The sequence below is a fragment of the Streptomyces albidoflavus genome (assembly GCF_000719955.1).
GTDB classification, from domain to species: Bacteria; Actinomycetota; Actinomycetes; order Streptomycetales; family Streptomycetaceae; genus Streptomyces; species Streptomyces albidoflavus.
In genome coordinates this window covers 1-19,320 of record NZ_JOII01000055.1, presented here as the reverse complement: position 1 = coordinate 19,320, position 19,320 = coordinate 1, and the positions used below count along the sequence as shown (strand labels likewise).

The 19,320-nt window shown below is 72.2% G+C and carries 17 protein-coding genes; 2 read left to right on the top strand and 15 right to left on the bottom strand.

Going from position 1 to position 19,320, the window contains the following annotated elements; all coding sequences use genetic code 11:
• The 6 genes from IF45_RS32750 to IF45_RS0130010 form a co-directional block, all read right to left on the bottom strand.
• A partial coding sequence (locus tag IF45_RS32750; protein ID WP_078842954.1) for an acyltransferase occupies nucleotides 1-275 on the bottom strand: 275 nt, incomplete at its 3' end.
• A 331-nt stretch (nucleotides 276-606) separates the two neighbouring features.
• A complete protein-coding gene (locus IF45_RS0130030) occupies nucleotides 607-1,647 on the bottom strand; it encodes a vWA domain-containing protein (RefSeq protein ID WP_030310703.1) in 1,041 nt (346 codons plus the stop codon).
• Between the two features lie 163 nt (nucleotides 1,648-1,810).
• A complete protein-coding gene (locus IF45_RS0130025; protein WP_003946446.1) occupies nucleotides 1,811-2,290 on the bottom strand; it encodes a thioesterase family protein in 480 nt (159 codons plus the stop codon).
• A complete protein-coding gene (locus IF45_RS0130020; protein ID WP_023420875.1) occupies nucleotides 2,287-3,303 on the bottom strand; it encodes a 3-hydroxyacyl-CoA dehydrogenase NAD-binding domain-containing protein in 1,017 nt (338 codons plus the stop codon). The genes IF45_RS0130025 and IF45_RS0130020 overlap by 4 nt, the downstream gene beginning before the upstream one ends.
• Before the next feature lie 27 nt (nucleotides 3,304-3,330).
• Nucleotides 3,331-4,224, bottom strand: coding sequence for a beta-keto acid cleavage family enzyme (locus tag IF45_RS0130015; RefSeq protein ID WP_003946448.1), 894 nt, complete (start codon nucleotides 4,222-4,224; stop codon nucleotides 3,331-3,333).
• Between the two features lie 69 nt (nucleotides 4,225-4,293).
• Nucleotides 4,294-5,151 (bottom strand): TetR/AcrR family transcriptional regulator, encoded by an 858-nt coding sequence (locus tag IF45_RS0130010; protein ID WP_030310700.1) that lies wholly within the window; start codon nucleotides 5,149-5,151, stop codon nucleotides 4,294-4,296.
• Nucleotides 5,152-5,523: 372 nt separating this feature from the next.
• On the opposite strand from IF45_RS0130010, the gene IF45_RS0130005 reads away from it, so the two are divergent.
• Entirely contained in the window at nucleotides 5,524-6,114 is a 591-nt protein-coding gene (locus tag IF45_RS0130005; protein WP_008414041.1) for a TetR/AcrR family transcriptional regulator, read from the top strand.
• A 9-nt stretch (nucleotides 6,115-6,123) separates the two neighbouring features.
• Here the strand turns inward: IF45_RS0130005 and IF45_RS0130000 are convergent, their stop codons facing one another.
• Both IF45_RS0130000 and IF45_RS0129995 read right to left on the bottom strand, forming a co-directional pair.
• Complete coding sequence (locus IF45_RS0130000; protein WP_008414039.1) at nucleotides 6,124-6,711, bottom strand: hypothetical protein; 588 nt, start codon at nucleotides 6,709-6,711, stop codon at nucleotides 6,124-6,126.
• A 46-nt stretch (nucleotides 6,712-6,757) separates the two neighbouring features.
• Nucleotides 6,758-7,111 carry a VOC family protein gene (locus tag IF45_RS0129995; RefSeq protein WP_226660338.1) on the bottom strand — a complete coding sequence of 118 codons (354 nt, stop codon included), beginning with the start codon at nucleotides 7,109-7,111 and terminating at the stop codon, nucleotides 6,758-6,760.
• Between the two features lie 217 nt (nucleotides 7,112-7,328).
• Here IF45_RS0129995 and IF45_RS0129990 point away from each other — a divergent pair, with 217 nt between their 5' ends.
• On the top strand, nucleotides 7,329-7,757 hold the full coding sequence (locus IF45_RS0129990) for a VOC family protein (protein ID WP_003946454.1): 429 nt from the start codon (nucleotides 7,329-7,331) through the stop codon (nucleotides 7,755-7,757).
• A gap of 85 nt (nucleotides 7,758-7,842) precedes the next feature.
• Here the strand turns inward: IF45_RS0129990 and IF45_RS0129985 are convergent, their stop codons facing one another.
• The 7 genes from IF45_RS0129985 to IF45_RS0129955 all read right to left on the bottom strand — a co-directional run.
• On the bottom strand, nucleotides 7,843-9,399 hold the full coding sequence (locus IF45_RS0129985; RefSeq protein WP_030310699.1) for an MFS transporter: 1,557 nt from the start codon (nucleotides 9,397-9,399) through the stop codon (nucleotides 7,843-7,845).
• Entirely contained in the window at nucleotides 9,396-10,238 is an 843-nt protein-coding gene (locus IF45_RS0129980; RefSeq protein WP_218441789.1) for a thioesterase II family protein, read from the bottom strand. The genes IF45_RS0129985 and IF45_RS0129980 overlap by 4 nt, the downstream gene beginning before the upstream one ends.
• Nucleotides 10,231-11,379 carry an arginase family protein gene (locus IF45_RS0129975; protein WP_030310695.1) on the bottom strand — a complete coding sequence of 383 codons (1,149 nt, stop codon included), beginning with the start codon at nucleotides 11,377-11,379 and terminating at the stop codon, nucleotides 10,231-10,233. Before IF45_RS0129975 ends, IF45_RS0129980 begins: the two co-directional genes overlap by 8 nt.
• On the bottom strand, nucleotides 11,376-11,684 hold the full coding sequence (locus IF45_RS0129970; RefSeq protein ID WP_003946458.1) for a hypothetical protein: 309 nt from the start codon (nucleotides 11,682-11,684) through the stop codon (nucleotides 11,376-11,378). Before IF45_RS0129970 ends, IF45_RS0129975 begins: the two co-directional genes overlap by 4 nt.
• A gap of 65 nt (nucleotides 11,685-11,749) precedes the next feature.
• Complete coding sequence (locus IF45_RS0129965; RefSeq protein WP_030310693.1) at nucleotides 11,750-15,496, bottom strand: aminotransferase class I/II-fold pyridoxal phosphate-dependent enzyme; 3,747 nt, start codon at nucleotides 15,494-15,496, stop codon at nucleotides 11,750-11,752.
• Complete coding sequence (locus IF45_RS0129960; protein WP_030310691.1) at nucleotides 15,493-16,614, bottom strand: DNA alkylation repair protein; 1,122 nt, start codon at nucleotides 16,612-16,614, stop codon at nucleotides 15,493-15,495. Before IF45_RS0129960 ends, IF45_RS0129965 begins: the two co-directional genes overlap by 4 nt.
• Nucleotides 16,607-19,320 (bottom strand): type I polyketide synthase (locus IF45_RS0129955; protein WP_030310689.1); only part of this gene is annotated, 2,714 nt, incomplete at its 5' end. The genes IF45_RS0129955 and IF45_RS0129960, both read right to left, overlap by 8 nt.

Sequence of the window (19,320 nt, the reverse complement as noted above, 5' to 3'; positions counted from 1 at the left end):
GTGGTCTGGGTACCGGTCGTGGTGGAACGGCGGGTCGCGGGCAGACAACCGGCAGCGTGGGTAGGACCGGACAAGAGATCAAGGGTGGACATACCCCAGTGCGCGGCAAGCCGGTCACAGTCACTCAAAGTCCATGACGCCTTACCCGACTGACGACGACTAAGCTGCGGCTGCGTCAGACCAATAGCCATAGCCACATCAGGCTGCCGCTCCCCAGTCAGTTGCATCAGAGCAGCCACCGTCAGACGCAAACACTCCTCAGTACTCATCACCATGGACACACCCTAACCCCAAGCATGCGAAATACGCATCATGGATACGAGTGGTGAGCGCTCTCGGCAAGATCCACCTCGTCGCGGACCGCGCGACCTGCAAGCAACGCACACCGTCGAGCCATGCATCAACAAGGTCGAGCAGGGATGCGCCCTGGCCACCATTCACCTGGCCGCACTCCGCCTCGCCGCAACCCTCATGGTGATCCAGAAGAGACGGCCCAAGCTACGGCACCGAAGGCGAGGACAAGGGGTGAAGACACCGTCCGCCCGTCCACACCGAACTGCCGAGCCGACCTGAGCACAGCCACAGCCAGTGAGCCCCGAATCGGGGTCAGGGCATGAAGAGGACCCTTGTGTTAGGGGCGAGTTTGCGGTTCACGCTGGTGCTTTGTACGAAGATGGTGAAATCGTCGTTGTGGTCCGGCTTGATTCGGACCTCGATGTCGGGCAGGCCGAGGAGTGTGCGGGCCTGCGGGCCCGTGTAGATGCGGTCCGTCTTCTTTTCCAGGACGGCTATCTGCTTTCGCGGCTGGATCTTCTCCGATTTGCTCAGCTGGTAGAAAGCGCCGCCGGTGCGGTAGGTGTGACCGGACGAGACGATCCAGTCGCGGATGGCGGCGTCGCGTGTCACGGGGATCAGGTGGTAATCCGACGGGTTCAGCGGAGTCAGGCCGGCGGCCTTGATGGTGTCCTTGTTGATTACTTCCGCGCTCATGGAGAACACTGCTCGCGAACCCCGGATGCCCTGGGTGCGGCCCACCATGAACTTTTCCGTGGCCTCCTGGATGACCTGACCCGCTTCTTGCAGACCCTGCGTGCTGGTCGCGTCCCAGATGGCGATGTTGTCCTTCGGGAATCCGTACTGCATGGCCTCGCGCTTGCCCATCTGGTCCGGCACGAGGACGGCCAGTGTCCAGTTGTCCTGCTGCGTCTCGATCATCTGCGCGACCGCTGCGACCAGTTCCTTCGGCTTCTGGGAAGGGGCACCGGGACAGCGGTGGCTGGCGTTCTCCTGGCCATCGGTCAGCACGAACGTCAGAAAGCTGTGGTCACCGTAGAGCTGCGCGGTCTGGGCGAGCTCCCGCTGCGAGGTGAGAGTGGCCGCGAGCAGTGCCGTCATGCCACCGACCCGGTAGAGCTGCTTCAGCGACGGCATCCGCAGAACGTCCTTGTCGTAAATGACGCACTCCACCTTGTTCGCGAACACGTACACCGTGACACGAGTCTCCTGATCCAGCTCCCGAGAACGGCGGGCCAGATAGGCGATCTGCTGATCAGCCACCTCAATCACCTTGCCACTCAGGCGAGACATCGACGAACTCGCATCCAGTACAAGAGCCACGTGATTGATGAAATTCTGATTCCCGGACATGAGAACTCCCCCTTGATTCCGACTCGGTGCCCCTACCGTCTCATCCAGCACTGACAGTCGGTCTTGACAGCCGAAAGGGACCAACCCGGGATCCCCCACCACCGGGCCCCCTCCTCGCAGAGGAAGGCGCACGGCACGGGGGCGATACGAGGGCCCGGGCGTGTCAGGCCACGGCGGCGATGGAGCGGCCCGCCCAGGCCGGAGGCGGTTCGGTCAGCTCTGTGAACCGGTGCCGGACCGTGTCCGGGAAAGCGGCGGCCCTGCCCGCCTGCTGGTCGACGTGGACCGCGAGCAGTTCCGTCGTCGCCACCGGGAGCGCGTCCGGTGTCGGCTCCGCCCCCAAGGCGCTGACTACGTACATCTCGTGGGTGAAGTGAGTCTTGCGTGCTGCCACCCCCAGCACGCGGGTGCGGATGGTCAGGTGAGCGGCTTCGGGAACGTCCTGGAGGAAGCGGATGTGGGACTCGACCGTGTAGAGGGAGCAGCGTGTGGATTCGCGGTAGGCGGGGCCCAGGCCGGTCTCGGCCATCAGTGCGTCCGTGGCGTGGCCGAAAACGAGGGAGTAGTAGGCCTCGCTCATGTGACCGTTGTAGTCGATCCACTCCGGGCGGACCGTGCTGCGGAACAGAGGGAGCTTCGTCATCGGGCTTCCCCCTCGCGGCCCAGGCGGCCAGTGACACGCAGGACATCGATGACGCCCTTGTCCCGTTCCGCGACCAGATCCGCGATGGAGCGGCCGTCCGCCGCCTCGTCGCAGCCTGCCACCACGGCGTCGTACAACTCCTTGTCCAGTTCGGGTGCTTCGAGGCGTGTCCACGGTGACTTCAGGGACGGACCGAAGTGGTCCAGCATGTGTGCCATGCCGCCCTCACCGCCGGCGAGGGCGAAGGTCAGCATCGGTCCCATCACCGCCCAGCGCAGCCCGGGCCCTTCGGTGATGGACAGGTCGATGTCCCGGACTGTCGCCTCACCGTTGGCGACCATGTGGAGTGCTTCCCGCCACAGGGCCTCCTGGAGGCGGTTGGCGATGAAGCCGGGGACTTCGTTGTTCATCGTGATGACGGACTTGCCCGCGGTCTGGTAGAAGCGGGTGGCCCAGGCGACCGCCGCCGGGTCCGTGTGTTCGCCGCCGACGACCTCGACGAGCGGGATGAGGTAGGGCGGGTTGAAGGGGTGGCCGACGACCAGGCGTGACGGGTCCGCGGCCGTGGTCTGCATGTCGGTCATCGGGTAGCCGGAGGTGGAGGAGGCTATGACAACGCCGGGCGGCGTCGCCGTGTCCAGGCGGGTCAGCAGATCGCGCTTGAGGTCGAGCTTCTCGGGTGCGCTCTCCTGGACGAACTCGGCGTCGGCCACGGCCTGTTCGAGGGTTTCGGTCACGGTGAGCCGGTCGGGTGACGCGCCCTCGGCGAGGCCGAGCGAGGTGAGTGCCGGCCACGCCGCGTCGACGAGGCGTCGCAGCTTCTGCGCGGCGTCGGGCGCGGGGTCCCAGGCGGTGACGTCGTAGCCGCGTGCCAGGAAGTGGGCGACCCAGCCGCCGCCGATGACTCCGGCGCCGACGCAGGCGACGCGGCGGACGTTCTCCGGAGGGGTGGTCTCCGTAAGCGTCACCTTCGGAGAGGTGGGGTCGGGTGAGGTCTTCTCGGGTGAGGTCATGAGGGGCCCCTTCGTCGTCGCGGCGGACTACTTGCGCTTCTTGAGGCCGAGCGTGGTGCGGGCCTCGTCCGGTGTCGCGACGCGTGCGCCGATCGATTCGGTGAGGGTCACGGCACGCTCGACGAGCTGAGCGTTGGTCGCCTTGTTGCCCTTGCCGAGGTACAGGTTGTCCTCCAGGCCCACGCGGACGTGGCCGCCGAGCAGGATCGACTGGGCGACCCACGGCATCTGCATCCGACCGAGCGCGAAGCTCGCCCAACGTGCGCCGTCCGGGAGCATGTTGACCATCGACTGGAGCACCCCGGGGTCGGCCGGGGCGCCCCACGGGACGCCCATGCACAGCTGGAAGACGGTCGGGGCGTCGAGCAGGCCCTCCGCGAGCAGTTGCTTGGCGAACCAGAGCTGGCCCGTGTCGAAGATCTCCAGCTCGGGTCGTACGCCCAGTTCCTGGATGCGCCGTGCGCCCGCGCGCAGCATGTCGGGCGTCGAGACGTAGAGGTTGGAGCCGTCGCCGAAGTTGAGCGAGCCGCAGTCCAGTGTGCAGATGTCGGGGAGCAGGTCCTCGACGTGCGGCAGGCGTTCCAGGCCGCCGACGAGGTCGGTGCCGGGGAGGTGGGTGAGCGGGTCGTCGGGGTCGATGACCAGGTCGCCGCCCATCCCCGCGGTGAGGTTGATGACGACGTCGGTGCCGGTCTCCTTGATGCGCTCGACGACTTCCCGGTACAGCTTGGGGTCGCGGGAGGGATCGCCGGTCTCCGGGTCGCGTACGTGGATGTGGACGACGGCTGCCCCGGCGGCGGCCGCCTCGACGGCGTTCCTTGCTATCTGCTCCGGGGTGACGGGGACGTGGGGGCTCTTGCGGACGGTGTCGCCGGCGCCTGTGAGGGCGCAGGTGATGATGACGTTCTCGGTCATGGGCATGTGGGTGCCTCCCGGGTTCTTGCCTCCGCGGCGCGGTGGGGCAGGGGCGGGGCGTCCGTGGTTTCTGGGCTACGGAGCCAGGATCGTGTGGGTGATGTGGGTGGTCAGTGTCCGGTGCATCGCGTCCGCGGCCGTGGCGGACTCCGGCCCGCTCACGGAGAGGACGTGGGTGGCGAGGCCGTCGATCAGGGCGGTCAGCGTCAGTGCCGCCGCGTGCGGGTCGATCCCGGCGCGGAAGACTCCTTGACCGGCGCCCCGGCGCAGGACGTCGGTGACGGTCTCCCGCCACTGGCGGTAGTACTCGGAGTGCAGTCGGCCGACCGCCGTGGAGCGCGCGGCCTCGGCCCACAGGTCCAGCCACACCGCCCACTGGCGGCGCTGCTGTGCGGTGCGCGGTGTCTGCAGCGCGATGAGTTGGCGCAGCTCCGCCGCCGCGTCGTCCGCCTCGGCGAGGTGAGCGGCACGGCGTGCGGTGTCCTCGTCCATGCACCAGCGCACGGCCGCCTCCAGGAGTTCGGCGCGGCCCGGGAAGTGGTAGTGGATCGCGGCGCTGCTGGTGGCGCAGGCACGGGCGATGTCGGCGACGCGGACCGCGTGGAATCCGTGCTCCGCGATCAGCCGGACCGTCTCGCGGACGATCTGCAGCGGGCGCCCGCCCTCGACGGGGACGGCGGACGCCGTTTCTCTTTCGCGGGGCCGGGTGCCGAGCAGCCAGTCGGCGTCGACCCGGCCTTCGTCCGCGATCCGTGCCAGCTCGGCGACGGTGAAGCGGCGGGTGCCGCTCAGCGCACGCGAAAGTTTGGACGGGTCCATGACGACACGGCGCGCGAACTCGCGCTGGCTGACGCCTGCGTCAGCGATGACCGCGCGGACGCGGGCGGCGGTGCCGGCTGTCGATGGGCTGGCGGGGCCTTCGTCGGTTTCCACGGGCAAGACCGTAGAAGCATGTTGCGGAAAACTCAACACTTGTGGAGGGTATAGGCGCTGGTAATGGGGCGCATTGAGATGCTGACTGATGCGCCAGTCAGAAGTGCAGCGCTCTTCGGCTCGGAGGGCGGCTGCCTGCCGGGCGGGCCCAGTCCCGTGGACGAGGGCGCCTCGGCAGGCTCAGGACGTGGACGCGTCGTCACGTCTTGGAGTGGGGCTCCTTCGGCGGGCGGGAGAAGGTCCGGCACTGCGGGGGCGCAGGCGGCGATGACCTGCGGAAGTGTGTCCTCCGCTCCCGCCCCGGGCGCGGCCCTGTCGCGGGGGTACCGTGTTGGCGTACCTTCAGTATGTCTAGGACGGGAGGGCAGTCGGATGCCGCAGGGAGTCCGGGCGCAGCAACGGGAGCTGACGCGGCAGGCGCTGGTGCGGGAGAGCAGGCGGCTGTTCTCAACTCTGGGGTACGGGGCCGTAGGGCTGTCCGAGATCGTCGCGGCGGCGGGGGTGACCAAGGGGGCGCTGTACCACCACTTCAGCAGCAAGGCGGAGCTGTTCCGGGTGGTGCTGGAGCAGGCGCAGCAGGAGGTGGCGGAGCGGATCGCCGCCACGGCGGACGCGCGGGAGTCGTCCTGGGAGCAACTGCTCGTGGGGTGCGAGGCGTTCCTCGGCGCCTCCACCGATCCGGCGATCCAGCGGATCATGCTCATCGACGGTCCCGCGGTTCTCGGCTGGGCCGAGTGGCGGGAGATGAACGAGGCCACCTCGGGCCGGCATCTCGCGGAGGTGCTCGCCGTCCTGATCGAGGAAGGCACGATCCCCGCCCAGCCCGTCGAGCCGCTCACCCATCTGCTGTCGGGCGCGATGAACGAGGCGGCGCTGTGGCTGGCCGCCTCGTCCGACCCGGCCGATCTGGCCGACGCGACGGCGGCACTCACCCGCCTGCTGGAGGCCCTGCGCGTGCCGTGAGCGGTGCGGTCACCGGCCGCGGTGGGCGCACGGGTAGCAACCTCCCTGGCCGCGGCGGATGTTGTTGAGGGTCGGTGTGCCGACATGGCCGCACCGGGTGCAGCGGCAGCTCCAGGGGTCGCGGACGCGGCCGGGGAAGGGTTCGAGCGGTTCCATCCCGATGGCGCGCATCTCCGCCTCGGCGGCCGTGGGCTCGACAGGCGCCCGGCCCGCGCAGGCCAGGCAGCCTCCGCCGCCGGTACGGATCTGGAAGAGCCGGGGGTGCACCACACGGCCGCAGGCGGTGTGCAGGCAGCGCCATCGCATCCGGGCGCCGGGGTAGGGGTCGAGGGGCTCGAAGCCCGCCGCTCTCATGTCGGCCTCGGCTCGGGCCTGGCCCGCGGCGCGGCGCCGCTCCCCCGCGGCGGTCCTGCCGCAGTGCCGGCATCCCGAACTCGTGCCGGTGCGGACCGAGGTGAAGGTGGGCGCCACCCCGTGGGCGCCCTTGAGGCAGCGGCAGTTCCAGGCCACGTTCGCCCCGGGGTAGGGCTCCATGGGTTCGAGTCCGGCCGCGCGCATCACCGCGGCCGCCGTGTCGGGATCGATTCTTGCGGGCATGGCACGTCTCCCCTGGGGCATCCGTGGTCGCCGAGCGGACCGGTGGTCAGGCGGGTGCGACGACATGGACCCGCACACCGCTGGGGTCCATGAGGGTGAGGGCTCCGGGCGCCCGGCCCGGGGGCCGGAACACGCGCCGCGCGTCGAATCCGGCGCGGCTCAGGGCGTGCTGGAGTTCGGCCTCCCCGGCTTCCGACTCCAGGACGATGCGTACGGCCCGTACGGGTAATCGCTGGGCCTCGGGCACGGCCGGGTGGCCGAGGTCGATCAGGCTGAGTTCGCGGGGCGGCAGGGCGGGGCGGGCCAGATCCACGTACCACGGTGTCTCGTAAGTGACCTTGAAGCCGAACAGGCCGGTGTAGAAGGCGCGGGACTCCTCGATGCGGGATGTGCGGATCACGGGACAGAAGCTGGCCAGCATGGGCGCCGTCCTCAACTCACGTACCGACGGTATGCCTGCCGAAGTTAATGACGTACCGCCGGTATGTCAACATGGTCCGGGTGACGGCCGACCGAGTTGCGGGACGTAACGCCCCGGCGCTCCTCTCGTTGCCATGAAGAACCCAGCGGGCGTCGCCGACAGCCGGACCCCGCCCCTCCACGGAACGGTGAGCGAGATGGCCCCCTCTGCCCTGACCAGCTTCTATCCGGTGCTCTGTACGCGGAAGCTGAGTGAGTCGGCCGCGTTCTACAAGAACCTGTTCGGCTTCGAGACGACCTTCGAGAACGAGTGGTACGTGAGCCTCAGGCGGACCGAGCCGCCCCACCAGGAACTGGCACTGGTCGACGCGGGACACCCGTCGGTGCCCGAGGGGTTCCGGCAGCCCGTCCAGGGGGTGCTGCTCAACTTCGAGGTGGCCGACGTCGACGCGGAGTACGCGCGGCTCGTCGACGGCGCCGGCCTGCGTCCCCAGCTGCCGCTCCGGAGTGAGGACTTCGGGCAGCGGCACTTCATCGTGGCGGCCCCGGACGGCGTACTGGTCGACGTCATCTCGCCGATCGAGCCGTCCGCGGAGTACGCCGACGCGTACCAGGATCCCTCCTGAGACCGCGCCATCCCGCCGGGGCTCCCCTCTCCCCCACCGCGCGTGGGGGACGAAGGGAGCCCCGGCTCCGTTCTCGGGGGGACGGCTACTCCGCGGCCTTGACCAGCGGCTCGTCCCCGGTGGCGGGCTCCTCGCCGGCGCCGGTGGGCGGGCTCTTGATCACCATGGCCACCATGACGGCGGAGCCCAGGGCGAGCAGGGTCCCGACGGCGCCGACGGCGTTCATGCCGTCGGTGAAGGCGGCGCGGCCGGAGTCGGCGAGCGCCGACGCCACCTCGGCGGGCAGGCTCTTCGCCGCGTCGAGCGCGCCGGCGAGGGTGTCGCCCGCGCCGTCCCCCACACCCGGGGGAAGCTCGACGCCCGCGCGGTACACGGCCGCGCCGAGGCTGCCCAGGGTGGCCACGCCGAGGGCCATGCCCAGCTCCGTACTGGTCTCCGAGACCGCCGAGGCCGACCCGGCCTGCTCGGGCGGGGCGGACCCGACCACGATGTCGGTGCCGAGGGCGACCAGCGGTCCGCCGCCGCCGTAGACGAAGGCGAAGCCGGTCACCACCTGGGCTATTCCCGACGTGCTGTCGGCCGTGGCCAGCATGACGTGGCCGAGGGCGGAGACCACCAGGCCCGCCGCCACCACGTGGGCGGGGCGGAACCTGCTCGCGGCGATCGGGGAGATCACGGAGGTGACGATCAGCGCGAAGGCCGCCGGCAGCAGGTACAGCCCCGCCGTCATCGGGGAGAGCCCGCCGACCAGTTGCAGGTACTGGGTCACCAGCAGGTAGGTCCCGCCCGCCACCAGCATGCTGAGCAGCAGGGTCACGAGGGCGGTGCGGAAGGTCGGGTTGCGGAAGAGGCGGAAGTCCATCAGCGGGCTGTCCAGGGTGCGCTGCCGGCGGACGAAGACCACCGCGAGGGCCGCACCGGCGACGAGGGCCAGCGGCGGCAGCACGGCCAGGCCGTCCTTGGCCAGTTCCTTGAGTCCGTAGATCACCGGCAGGATGGCGACGAGGGAGAGCAGAGCGCTGGTCAGGTCGAGGCGGCCGGCGTTCTCGTCGCGGTACTCGGGCAGCAGGACGGGGCCCGCCACCAGCAGGAGCCCCATGATCGGCACGCCGAGCAGGAAGACCGAGCCCCACCAGAAGTACTCCAGCATGGCCCCGCCGACCACCGGGCCGAGCGCGATGCCGACCGAGAACATGGTGACCCAGATGGCGATGGCCATGCCGCGCTGGCGCGCGTCGGCGAACATGTTGCTGATCAGGGCCAGCGTGGAGGGCATCAGCGTGGCACCGGCGACGCCCAGCAGGGCGCGGGCCGCGATCAGCAGCGCCGGGTCGTCGGCGTAGGCGGCGGCGACGGAGGCGAGGCCGAAGGCGGCGGCGCCGATCAGCAGCAGCTTGCGGCGGCCGATGCGGTCACCGAGGGTGCCCATCGTGACCAGGAACCCGGCGATCAGGAAGCCGTAGATGTCGATGATCCACAGCATCTGGGAGGCCGAGGGGTTCAGCGCCTCGCTGATGTGGGGCACGGCCAGGTGCAACACGCTCACGTCGATCGACAGCAGCAGCGTGGGCAGCGCCAGCACGGCCAGCCCCAGCCACTCCTTCGGCCCTGCCTTGGCGGGGATGTCGGCGATGGTGCTCAAGGTGTTTCCTTTCGGGGAGATGGCGCCGGGACGCCGTCCGGTACGGGGACCGGGCGGCCCGGCGTCGGTGGGGCAGGGTGTCCGGCCGTCGGGCCGGGGCGGTCGGCCAACAGGCGGCGGGCGATGGCCGCCGCGTTGGCGTGGGCGTACAGGTAGAAGTGGCCGCCGGTGTACAGGGACCGGTGGAAGCCACCGGTCGTCTCCAGGGACCACAGGTGAAGGCGCTCGGCGACGACGACCGGATCGTCGACGGCGCCGAGGGCGAGGATCGGCACGCCGGTCCCGGTGAGGGGCCGCTGGTGGCGCTCCATCGCCTCCAGGTCGGCGCGGATGGCGCGCAGGGCGGGCTGGACAAGCTCCGGCCGGGTCATGAGCTGCGGGGCCATCCCGCCGATCTCCGTCAGGTGCTCCAGCAACTGGGCGTCACTGCGGAGGTGGGCGAAGGGCGGCAGGCTCGGGAAGCAGGGCGGCTGGCGGGCGGAGACGGCGAGCAGGTCGGGGGCGAGGCCCTTCTGTTCCATGGCGCGGGTCAGTTCGTAGCCGAGGACGCTGCCGAAGCTGTGGCCGACCACCGTGTAGGGCAGCGGGTCGCGTTCCGCGAGTTCGCGGCTGAGTGCCTCGACGAGCGGCTCGACGGAGGTGAGGGGCGTCTCGCCCAGGCGCGCCCCGCGGCCCGGTAACTGGGCGACGAGCAGTTCGGCGTCGGGCGGCAGCACCTGCCACCAGCTGCGGAACGCGGAGGGCCAGCCTCCGGCGTGCGGGAGGGCGACCACGCGGCGCCGGGCCCGCTCGCCGGTCGCGCCCGCCCCGGCGCCCGCTCTCAGCCACCAGTCATCCATCGGCCCCTCCGGGTGCCGCACCGACGGGGGTTCCCTGGCCGGTAAGGAGCGGGTGGTGGTCGCGCAGGTGGGTGAGGACCCGGCTCTGGTGGGGTTGCAGGCGCTGGCCGGGCAGGTGCTCCAGCGCGTGCAGGAACGGGTCGTGCGGAGCGGGGAGCCCCGCGATGGCGGCGGCCGTCGCGAGCACCAGCGTCGGCTGGTACCAGGCCGAGTAGCCGCCCTCGTGGGCGAAGACGATCCTGCCGCCCGCCAGCTCGTCCGCCAGGCGGCACAGGGCCGAGGACAGGGCGTGGAAGGTGCGGCTGGTGCACATCATCCGGCCCATCGGGTCGTGGGCGCCGGCGTCGACGCCGGCCGCGACCAGGATCAGTTCGGGCCGGAAGGCGCGGGCCGCGGGTTCGACGACCTGGTCGAGCGCGGCGATGTACGCCCCGTGTCCGCTGCCGGCCGGCAGCGGCACGTTGAGGGTGCGGCCGGTGCCCTTCCCGGTGCCGGTCTCCAGCACGCGGCCGGAGGCGGCCGGGAAGAGCCCGTCCTGGTGGAGGGAGATGTACAGCACGTCCGGGTCGTCGTAGAAGACCCGCTGGAGGCCGTTGCCGTGGTGGACGTCCCAGTCCAGGACCAGCACCCGGCGCACGCCGTGGCGCTGGGCGGTGCGGGCGGCGACCGCCAGGTTGTTGTAGAGGCAGAGGGCCATGGCGCGGTCCGGTTCGGCGTGGTGGCCGGGTGGTCGCACCAGGCAGTACGCCCGCTCGAAGCGCCCCTCCACGACGGCGATGGCGGCCTGCGCGCACGCGCCGGCGGCCAGCCGTGCGGCGTGCGCGCTGTGGTAGTTGACGTGGGCGTACACGCCCGCGTCGCCGGCGCCCGCCGCGGAGGCCGCCTCGACGCGTTCGAGGTGCTCGGGCACGTGCACCCGCAGGAGCTCCTCGTCGGTGGCGGGCAGCGGGGTCACGGCCGTGAAGTGGTCCATCACCCCGGAGGCCCGGACCAGGCCCTCGGCGCGCCGCAGGTCGGGATCGACGGCGAACTGCCGCAGCGGCTCGATGCCGGGGCCGACGGGCAGGTAGCCCGATCCGGCCCCGGGATCGTGCCAGTGGCACAGCTCGTGGCTGTACCAGGCGGCGCGGGGGGCGTTCACGGGGCGGACACTCCCAGCGAGGCGCGGCTGACCCCGGAGACCTTCTCGATGTACTGGAGGTAGTACTCCCGCTCCTCGTCGGGGGTGCGCTTGGTCCGGAAGGTGGTCTCCAGGAGGTCCAGGACCTCTCCGGCCTCGCCGGTGGTGAGGCGCCGGTCGGCGGCCTCCTGCTCGACGGCGCGGATGCGGCCGGCCGGCTCCACCACGCCCTGCGTGTGCTCCTCGGGGCCGGCGCCGTTGTTGCGGGTCGAGGCGATGGTCTTCAGCACTGCGGCGAAGAACGCCGCGGCATCGATGTCGGTCATGTCCTACCCCCTGGGTGTCCTGAATCCTGTGTTCCGTGTCCTGAGGAGAGTCTGGTGTCGCTTGGTCAGGGAAGAAGGCCGCAGGCGCGGCCGGCCTTCTCCAGCACGTCGACCGCCGTGTCGAGGTCGGCCTCGGAGTGGTCGAGGTTGACGATGGTGCGCAGGCGGGGCAGGGTCCGCGGCACGGCCGGGTAGACGATGGGCTGCACGAACAGCCCGTCGAGCTGGCAGAGCCGGGCCATGGCGCCCGCCTGCTCGGCGCTGCCGCAGATGACCGGGACCACCGGGGTTTCGCCGGTCAGCGTGTCGAAGCCGAGGGCGCGCAGCCGCTCGCGGTACCGCGTGGTTCTGGCCCGCAGTTCGCGGACGCGTTCGGGAGCGGCCTCGATCACCTCGATCGCCGCCTTGGCCGCGGCGATCTGGGCGGGGGTGGCGGCGGCCGAGAACATCCAGCCCCGCGCGTTGTTCTTCAGGGCGAAGATCAGGTCGCGGGAGCCGGCGACGTAACCGCCCGCGCTGGGCACGGTCTTGGAGAGCGTGCCCATCTTGACGTCGACGCGGTCCGGGTCGAGGCCGAAGTGCTCGGTGATGCCGCGCCCGGTGTCGCCGAGGACGCCGAGGCTGTGCGCCTCGTCGACCATGAGCGGGGCGTCGTAGCGCTCGCAGAGGTCGACGATGCCCGGCAGGTCGGCGACGTCGCCGTCCATGCTGAAGACGGCGTCGGTCACCACCAGCCGGCCGGCGTCCCCGGCCTTCTTCAGGGCCCGTTCCAGGTCGGCGAGGTCGTTGTGCGCGTAGGTGATGGCGTCGGCGCCGGAGAGCCGGTACCCGTCGAGGATGCTGGCGTGGTTGTAGACGTCGCCGATGATGACGTCGCCGGGGCCGACGAGGGCGCCCACGGTGGCCACGTTGGCCATGTACCCGCTGGAGTAGACGATGGCGTCCTCCGCCCCGAGGAACCGGGCGAGGGCCAGTTCCAGTTCCCGGTGGAGGTGGAGGGTGCCGGCGAGCAGCCGTACGCCGTGGGCGCCGGTGCCGTGCCGTTCCACGGCGTCCAGGGCCCGCTGGTCGATGTAGTCGTGCCCGATCAGGCCGAGGTAGCTGTACGAGGCGAAGTTGAGGAACCAGCGGCCGTCGAACTTGATGCGCGCGCCCTCGGCCTGCTCGATGACGGGCTCGTAGAAGTACTCGTCCCGGGCGACGATCAGGCGGTCCTCCTCGGAGAGCGCGTCGATGCGCCGGTCGAGGAAGCTGCCGCCGGAGGCGTTGCGGAGCCGGCCGGGCAGCGTCCGGCGGGGGACGCGGGCGGCGGCCCGGTCGTCGGCAGGCCGGGGCGGGCGCGGCGCTCGGCCGGCGGGGGCGGCGGGAGCGGGCCTGGCGGGGCCGGGGGCCGGGGTGCGGTAGCGGTCCCAGTCGGGGACGAAAGTGCCGGCGGGTGCGGGGGCCGGCCGGTGGGGTTCCGGGGCGGGCGGCGGGGGTGCGGGGACGACGGGATTCACGGCGGGAGCGGGTGCGGGTGCGGTGGCTTCGGGCTCCTGGCCGCTGCGGGGCAGTTTCTCCAGGCTGGCGAGGAGGAGGCTGACGCGGCTGTGCTCGAAGAAGACCATCGGGTCGACGTCGAGGCCGCTGCCGGAGAGAGCGGCGGCGAGTTCGACCGCCATCATCGAGTCGAGGCCCATCTCCAGCAGGTCGTCGTCCGGGGAGACCTCGGTGACGTGGAGAATTTTCCGCAGTGCGGCGGCCAGGTGGGGCCAGAGCCCGGTTTCCGGTTCGACGGCGGCGGTCATGGGTTCACCCTTCGCTTGCGCGGTGGCGGACAGGACGTAGTGGGCGGGCGGGCGGCCGAGGACGGTACGCAGCAGGGCGGCGCCGTCGTCCGGGGTGAGGGCGGGCACGCCGTGGGTGGCGGCCCGGGGGGCGACGTCCTCGCCCATGCCGACCGTCCACAGCCCCCAGCCGAGGCTGTACCAGGGGCGGCCGGCGGCGCGCTGGCGGGCGGCGAAGCCGTCCAGGTAGGCGTTGGCGGCGGCGTAGGCGCTCTGGCCGAGGTTGGCGCGTACCGCGGCGACGGAGGAGAAGAGGGCGACGAAGCCGGGCGGTTCGTGGGCGGCGGTCAGTTCGGCGAGCGCGTGCGCGCCGCCGGCCTTGGGGCCGAGCACCTCGGCGATCCGCTGCGGTGTCAGGCCGCGGGCCAGGCCGTCGCGGAGCACCCCGGCGGTGTGGAAGACGCCGTCGAAGCGCGGGGCGTCGGCGAGGAGAGCGGGCAGGTCGCGTACGTCGGCGGCGACGATGTCGAGGGCGCAGCGGGTTCCGAGCCGGTCGAGCCGGTGGCGTCGCTCGCCTTCGTCGGGGACGGTCCGGCCGACCAGGGTCAGGTGGGCGCAGCCCTCGTCGGCGAGGAGTTCGGCGACCCGCAGGCCGATGGCGCCCATGCCGCCGGTGATCAGGAAGCGGCCGCCGCTCAGGCGGGGCGGGGTGGCCGGGAGGGGCTGCTGGGGTTCCGTGGTGGGGGTGTGCCAGGTGCCGTCCCGCAGGGCGAGTTCGTCCTGCCCGTACGGGATGGCCGGGAGCGGGGCGGTGGTGCCGGGTTCCAGGTCGGCGAGGCGCACGGTGGTGCGGGGGTGCTCCACGCGCAGGGTGCGGCCCAGGCCCCACAGGGCGGTCATGAAGGGGTCGGGTGCCTCGTCGCCGCTGACCTGGTGGGCGCCGGTGGTGACGATCAGCAGCCGGGGCATCGGCGGGCGGGCCGCCAGGTGCCGTACGAGGGCGAAGACCCGTTGGAGCGCCTCGGTCGCGGGCCCGGCACCGGACAGGCCCTCGGGGGCGACGTAGACCACCTCGTGGAGGGTGTGTGGGGCGAGGGCCTCGTCGAGTCGTTCCGGCGTCAGTTCGCCGGGCGTCAGGCGGATGTCGGGCCGGAGCCCGGCGGGGGTCCGGTCGTCGGCGGCGACGAGCAGGACGGCGCCCTCGCCGTCCGGTGGCGGGCCGGCCGTCTCGCTCCGGCGCCAGCCGACCGTCTCGATGAGGTGGGTGGTGGGCGAGGGCAGCGGGTCGGGGGCGGGCGGCGCGGCGGACTTCAGGGTGATGCGGTCGAGTTCGAGGAGGACTTCTCCCTGCTGGTTGCAGACGGTGGCCCGGCCGCGTACGGCCCCGTTCGCGGGCTCCTCGCCCGCCTCCCGCTCGACGAGGGCGAGCACCGTTCCCGTGATGCGGCGGCGGGCGGTGATCCGGCCGACGTACCAGGGCAGGCAGGCCCCGGCGGCTCCGGCGTCGAGCAGGCCGAGTGCCTGGAAGACGCTGTCGAGCAGCGGCGGCGGCACGAACGCCGGCGCGCAGGTGGTGTCGTCGCCGGCGCGCACCACGGCCAGTATCCGGCCGGGCCCCCGGCGCGCGGAACGTATCGCCCGGTAGGCGGGGCCGTAGGTGATGCCGCTGGCCCGCCGCCAGGCGTCCAGCCCGGCGAGCGGCACCGGTTCCGCGCACCCCGCGCCCAGTCCGGCCACGTCGAGGTAGCGGGGCGGCGGCAGGGGGGCGTCACGGTGGCGGGCGGTGGCGTACTCGGTGCCGTCGCAGCGCAGTGCGCACCGCCCGTCGTCGGTGGTGACGTCCAGTACGGTCCCGGGTCCGGTCACCCGCAGCGGCGCCCGGAAGGCGACGTGCTCCAGTGTGCGGACCCGGTCCGGCCGGGCGGCGTCGCAGGCGCGGAGCAGGAGGTCGATCTGCGCCGCGGCCGCGACGACCGGGGTGCCGCCGATCCGGTGGTCGGCGACCAGCGGATCGGCGGCGGTGAGGTGGACCCGGGCGCCGCTCATGTGCGCAGCCCGAATCTCTCGGTGGCCTTGACCAGGCCGTTGACCTGGATGTCGACGGCGTGCTCGCCGGGGTAGTACTTGCGGGTCTGTACCTCCCTGAGGGGGTGGGACTTGCGCAGGCTGCGGCGTTCCCCGGCGGCGAGTTCGAGTGTCGTCAGCTTGAACACCTTGGGGATGCTGCGGCCGTTCTTGCGTACGTGGTGGACGACGTAGTCGACGGTGACGCTGTGGGGGCGGTCGTCGGTGTTGGCGAGGTCCACGTCGATGACGACGGTGTCGCCGACGGTGACCGCCTGCGGGGTGAGGGACAGCCGGTCCACCTGGACGTGCTCTCCCCCGGTGGCGCCCAGCAGTGCCAGGGCCTGCTGGTTGCCCTTCTTGACCAGGGTGCGCAGGCCGTGTTTGACGGTCCATTCGGTCTCGGGGGTGGGGCTCTCCTCCAGCCAGCGCAGGGCGGTGGCGAGGGCGGTCTCCGGGTGGTCCTTGGCGATGTCGTTGAGGTTGTTGGCGACGGACTTGCGGACGTACTCCGAGGGGTCGCTGCGCAGCGGTTCGAGGATCGCCAGGACGGGGGCCGGGTCCTGGACGAAGATGTCCAGGGTGCGGGCCCAGGGCAGGCGGGGGCGGACGCCCTCGCTCGCCAGGCGGCGCACGTTGTGGCTGGGGCTGAGCGCCCACTCGGCGACGCGCTTCATCGTCCGGGGGTGGTGCTGCTCGATGTAGGGCCGGATCGCGTACTCGCCGGTGTGGCAGCGGGTGATCGCCTCGATGGCGTCGAGGGACAGCTCCGGGTGGTCGAGGCCGTACTCCTCGACGAACCTGGCGACCGGCATCAGGTACCAGCTGGTGTTGAACATGCCCTCGCCCTCGGCCAGTTCGTCGCCCAGGGTGCCGAGGAGGAGGGGCAGGGCGTCCGGGTAGCCGCCGGGCAGCCGGGTACGCAGTCCCTCGGCCAGGACCAGGACGCGGTCCTTGAGTTCCTTGCCGGGGATGCGCTGCTCGACCTCTCCGGCGTACGCCTCGACGTCGAACTCGGGGTGGAGGGCGCGGATCTTCCCGCCGATGAGGCGGGCGGCCTCGCCGTTGAAGTGTCGCTTCAGTCCGTACTCGCTAGCCATGGTGCTCGGGCCTTCTCGTGTCGTCGGATGTGCTGGTGGTGGCGTGGTCCCGGTCCTCGGCCGGGAGCCAGAAGCGCCGTCGGTGGAACGGATAGGTGGGCAGGGTGGTCACGCGCTGGTCCTTGCCGTCGTGCAGGGCGGCCCAGTCGAGGTCGGCGCCGGTGTGGTCGTGGTGGGCGGCGAGGGCGGCGTGGAGTTGGACCTGGTCGGCGTGGTCGCGGCGGAGGGTGGCGATCCAGGCCGGGCCGGCGCCGGTGGCGCCGGATCCGGCGAGCGTGGCCCTGGCGAGCGGGATCAGGTGCGGGTGCGGCCCGATCTCCCACACGGTGTGCGGGCCGGTGCCGTGGAGCGTGGTGACGGCCTCGGCGAAGCGGACCGGCTCGCGGACGGCGCGGGCCCAATGGGCGGGATCGGTGGCGGTCGCGGGGGTGTGCCAGCTCCCGGTGAGGGTGCTGGCGAAGGGGAGCGTGGGGGGTGCCAGGGGGGTTTTGGCCACGGCCTCCCGGAACGGACCGACGGCGCCGTCCATGAGAGCCGAGTGGAAGGCGTGGCTGACCGTCAGCGGCCGGACGGTGAAGGCGGCGTGCGCCCGTAGCCGTTCGAGGGCTTCGGCGGGCCCGGTGACAGTCTGGAGGCGCGGCGCGTTGTAGGCGGCGATCTCGATGCCGGGGTACGCCTCCAGGGTGTCCGCCAGGGTGCGGGCGTCGGTGTGGGCGGCGGCCATGGCGCCGGTGGCGGGGGCGGCCTGCATGAGCCGGCCGCGTTCGGCGGTGAGCCGCAGCAGGTCGGGCAGGGTGAGGACGCCGGCGGTCCAGGCCGCGGTGAGTTCGCCGAGGCTGTGTCCGGCCACCGCGTCGGGCCGTACGCCGGCTGCCGCCAGGTACCGCACGAGGGCGACCTGGACGCTGACGATGCCGATCTGCGCGTACCGGGTCTGGTCCAGGAGGTGCCGGGCGTCGCCGTGGAGGAGGTCGAGCAGCGGGACGTCGGTGTGCGGGGCGAGGAGGTCGGCGCACTCGTGGAGCGCGTCGCGGAAGTGCGGTTCGGTGGCGAGCAGGCCGCGGCCCATGCCGGCGTACTGCGAGCCCTGGCCGGTGAAGAGGAACGCGGTGGTGGTGCGGTCGGTGTGCCGGACGGTGGGCGTGGTGCCGGCGGCGACGGCCGCGAGCCGTTCGGCGAGTTCGGCGCCGGTGGTGCCGTGGACGACGACGCGGTGGCGGTGGGTCGCGCGGGCGGTGTTGGCGGTGCGGGTGAAGTCGCCGATCTCCTCGGCGGGGGTGCGGGCGAGCTGGTCGGCGTAGGCACCGGCCAGGGTGCGCAGGGTCTGCTCGTCGGCGGCGCCGGCCTGGAGGAGGTGGCTGTCCTGGGCGAGGGGGTGACGGTCCGGGGCCCGGGGTGGTTCCTCGACGATCACGTGGGCGTTGACGCCGCCCATGCCGAAGGCGCTGAGGGCGGCGCGGCGGGGGCGCTCGCCGCGCGGCCAGGGCCGGGCGCGGTCGGCGAGGTGGAAGGGGGTGCCCTCGAAGCGGATGTGGTCGTTGGGGCGGGTCACGTGCAGGGTGGCGGGGAGGCGTTCGCTCTCCATCGCCAGGAGGATCTTGACGAGGCCCGCGAGGCCGGCCGCCGGTTCGAGGTGGCCGATGTTGGACTTCAGTGAGCCGATCGCGCAGAACTGGGAGCGGTCGGTGTGCGCGCGCCAGGCCCGGGTCAGTCCGTCGATCTCGATGGGGTCGCCGAGGCGGGTGCCCGTGCCGTGGGCCTCGACCAGGTCGATGGTCTCGGGCGGAACGGCGGCGTCGTTCAGGGCCGCGGCGACGACGTCCCGTTGTGCCTTGGGGCTCGGCGCGGAGTAGCGGGTCGTCCGGCCACCGTGGTTGACGGCGGCGCCCTTGACCAGGCCGCGGACCCGGTCGCCGTCCCGTTCGGCGTCGGTGTACCGCCGCAGCACCACGGCGACGGCTCCCTCGCCGGGCACGAAGCCGTCGGCCGTGTCGTCGAAGGCCCGGCACCGGTGGCGGGGCGAGAGGGCCATGAGGTCGCCCATGGAGCGGAAGTACTCGGGGCTCAGGGCGGCGTGCACGGCGCCGATCACGGCGGTGTCGATGTCCCCGGACCGCAGGTGCTGGACGGCGGTGTGCAGTGCCACCAGCGAGGAGGAGCAGAGGGTGTTGACGAGGGCGCTGGGTCCGTGCCAGTCCATCAGGTAGGACAGCCGGTTGGCGATCATCGCCTCCAGGCCGAGGCCGCGCCCCTCGTGGGCGCCGTGGCGGACGCGCTCCTCGTGGTAGTGGTCGTGGCTGTAGGCGATCCACAGGCCGGTGGTGCTGTCCTCGGCGCGCCGTCCGGTCCGGCCGCCGTCCTCCAGCGCCTCCCAGACCGTCTCGTAGACGATCCGGGCCTGCGGGTCGATCAGCGGGGCCTCGCGGGGGGAGATGCGGAAGGGGGCGGGGTCGAACTCGTCCACGCGGTCGAGGAACGAGGCGTAGGGGCCGGCTCCTCCGCCCTGGCCGCCGCGTTCTTGCGGCAGACCGCGGACGGTGTCCCGGCCCTCGTCGAGGAGGGCCGTGAACTCGGCGAGGCCGCGGGCCGAGGGCAGCCGGACGGCCGCGCCCACGACGGCGATGTCCCGGGTGTGGGACGGCTCCTGCGGGGTGGGGCGGGCCGGGGTGCGCCGGGGCCGGGCGGGCGGCTCGCTCGCGGCGGGGG

Excerpts from the sequence above, each read along its gene's own strand:
- IF45_RS0130030 (WP_030310703.1), bottom strand. The coding sequence starts at position 1,647 with ATGTCCGGGAATCAGAATTTCATCAATCACGTGGCTCTTGTACTGGAT.
- IF45_RS0130025 (WP_003946446.1), bottom strand. The coding sequence starts at position 2,290 with ATGACGAAGCTCCCTCTGTTCCGCAGCACGGTCCGCCCGGAGTGGATC.
- IF45_RS0130020 (WP_023420875.1), bottom strand. The coding sequence starts at position 3,303 with ATGACCTCACCCGAGAAGACCTCACCCGACCCCACCTCTCCGAAGGTG.
- IF45_RS0130015 (WP_003946448.1), bottom strand. The coding sequence starts at position 4,224 with ATGCCCATGACCGAGAACGTCATCATCACCTGCGCCCTCACAGGCGCC.
- IF45_RS0130005 (WP_008414041.1), top strand. The coding sequence starts at position 5,524 with ATGCCGCAGGGAGTCCGGGCGCAGCAACGGGAGCTGACGCGGCAGGCG.
- IF45_RS0130000 (WP_008414039.1), bottom strand. The coding sequence starts at position 6,711 with ATGCCCGCAAGAATCGATCCCGACACGGCGGCCGCGGTGATGCGCGCG.
- IF45_RS0129990 (WP_003946454.1), top strand. The coding sequence starts at position 7,329 with ATGGCCCCCTCTGCCCTGACCAGCTTCTATCCGGTGCTCTGTACGCGG.
- IF45_RS0129980 (WP_218441789.1), bottom strand. The coding sequence starts at position 10,238 with ATGGATGACTGGTGGCTGAGAGCGGGCGCCGGGGCGGGCGCGACCGGC.
- IF45_RS0129970 (WP_003946458.1), bottom strand. The coding sequence starts at position 11,684 with ATGACCGACATCGATGCCGCGGCGTTCTTCGCCGCAGTGCTGAAGACC.
- IF45_RS0129965 (WP_030310693.1), bottom strand. The coding sequence starts at position 15,496 with ATGAGCGGCGCCCGGGTCCACCTCACCGCCGCCGATCCGCTGGTCGCC.
- IF45_RS0129960 (WP_030310691.1), bottom strand. The coding sequence starts at position 16,614 with ATGGCTAGCGAGTACGGACTGAAGCGACACTTCAACGGCGAGGCCGCC.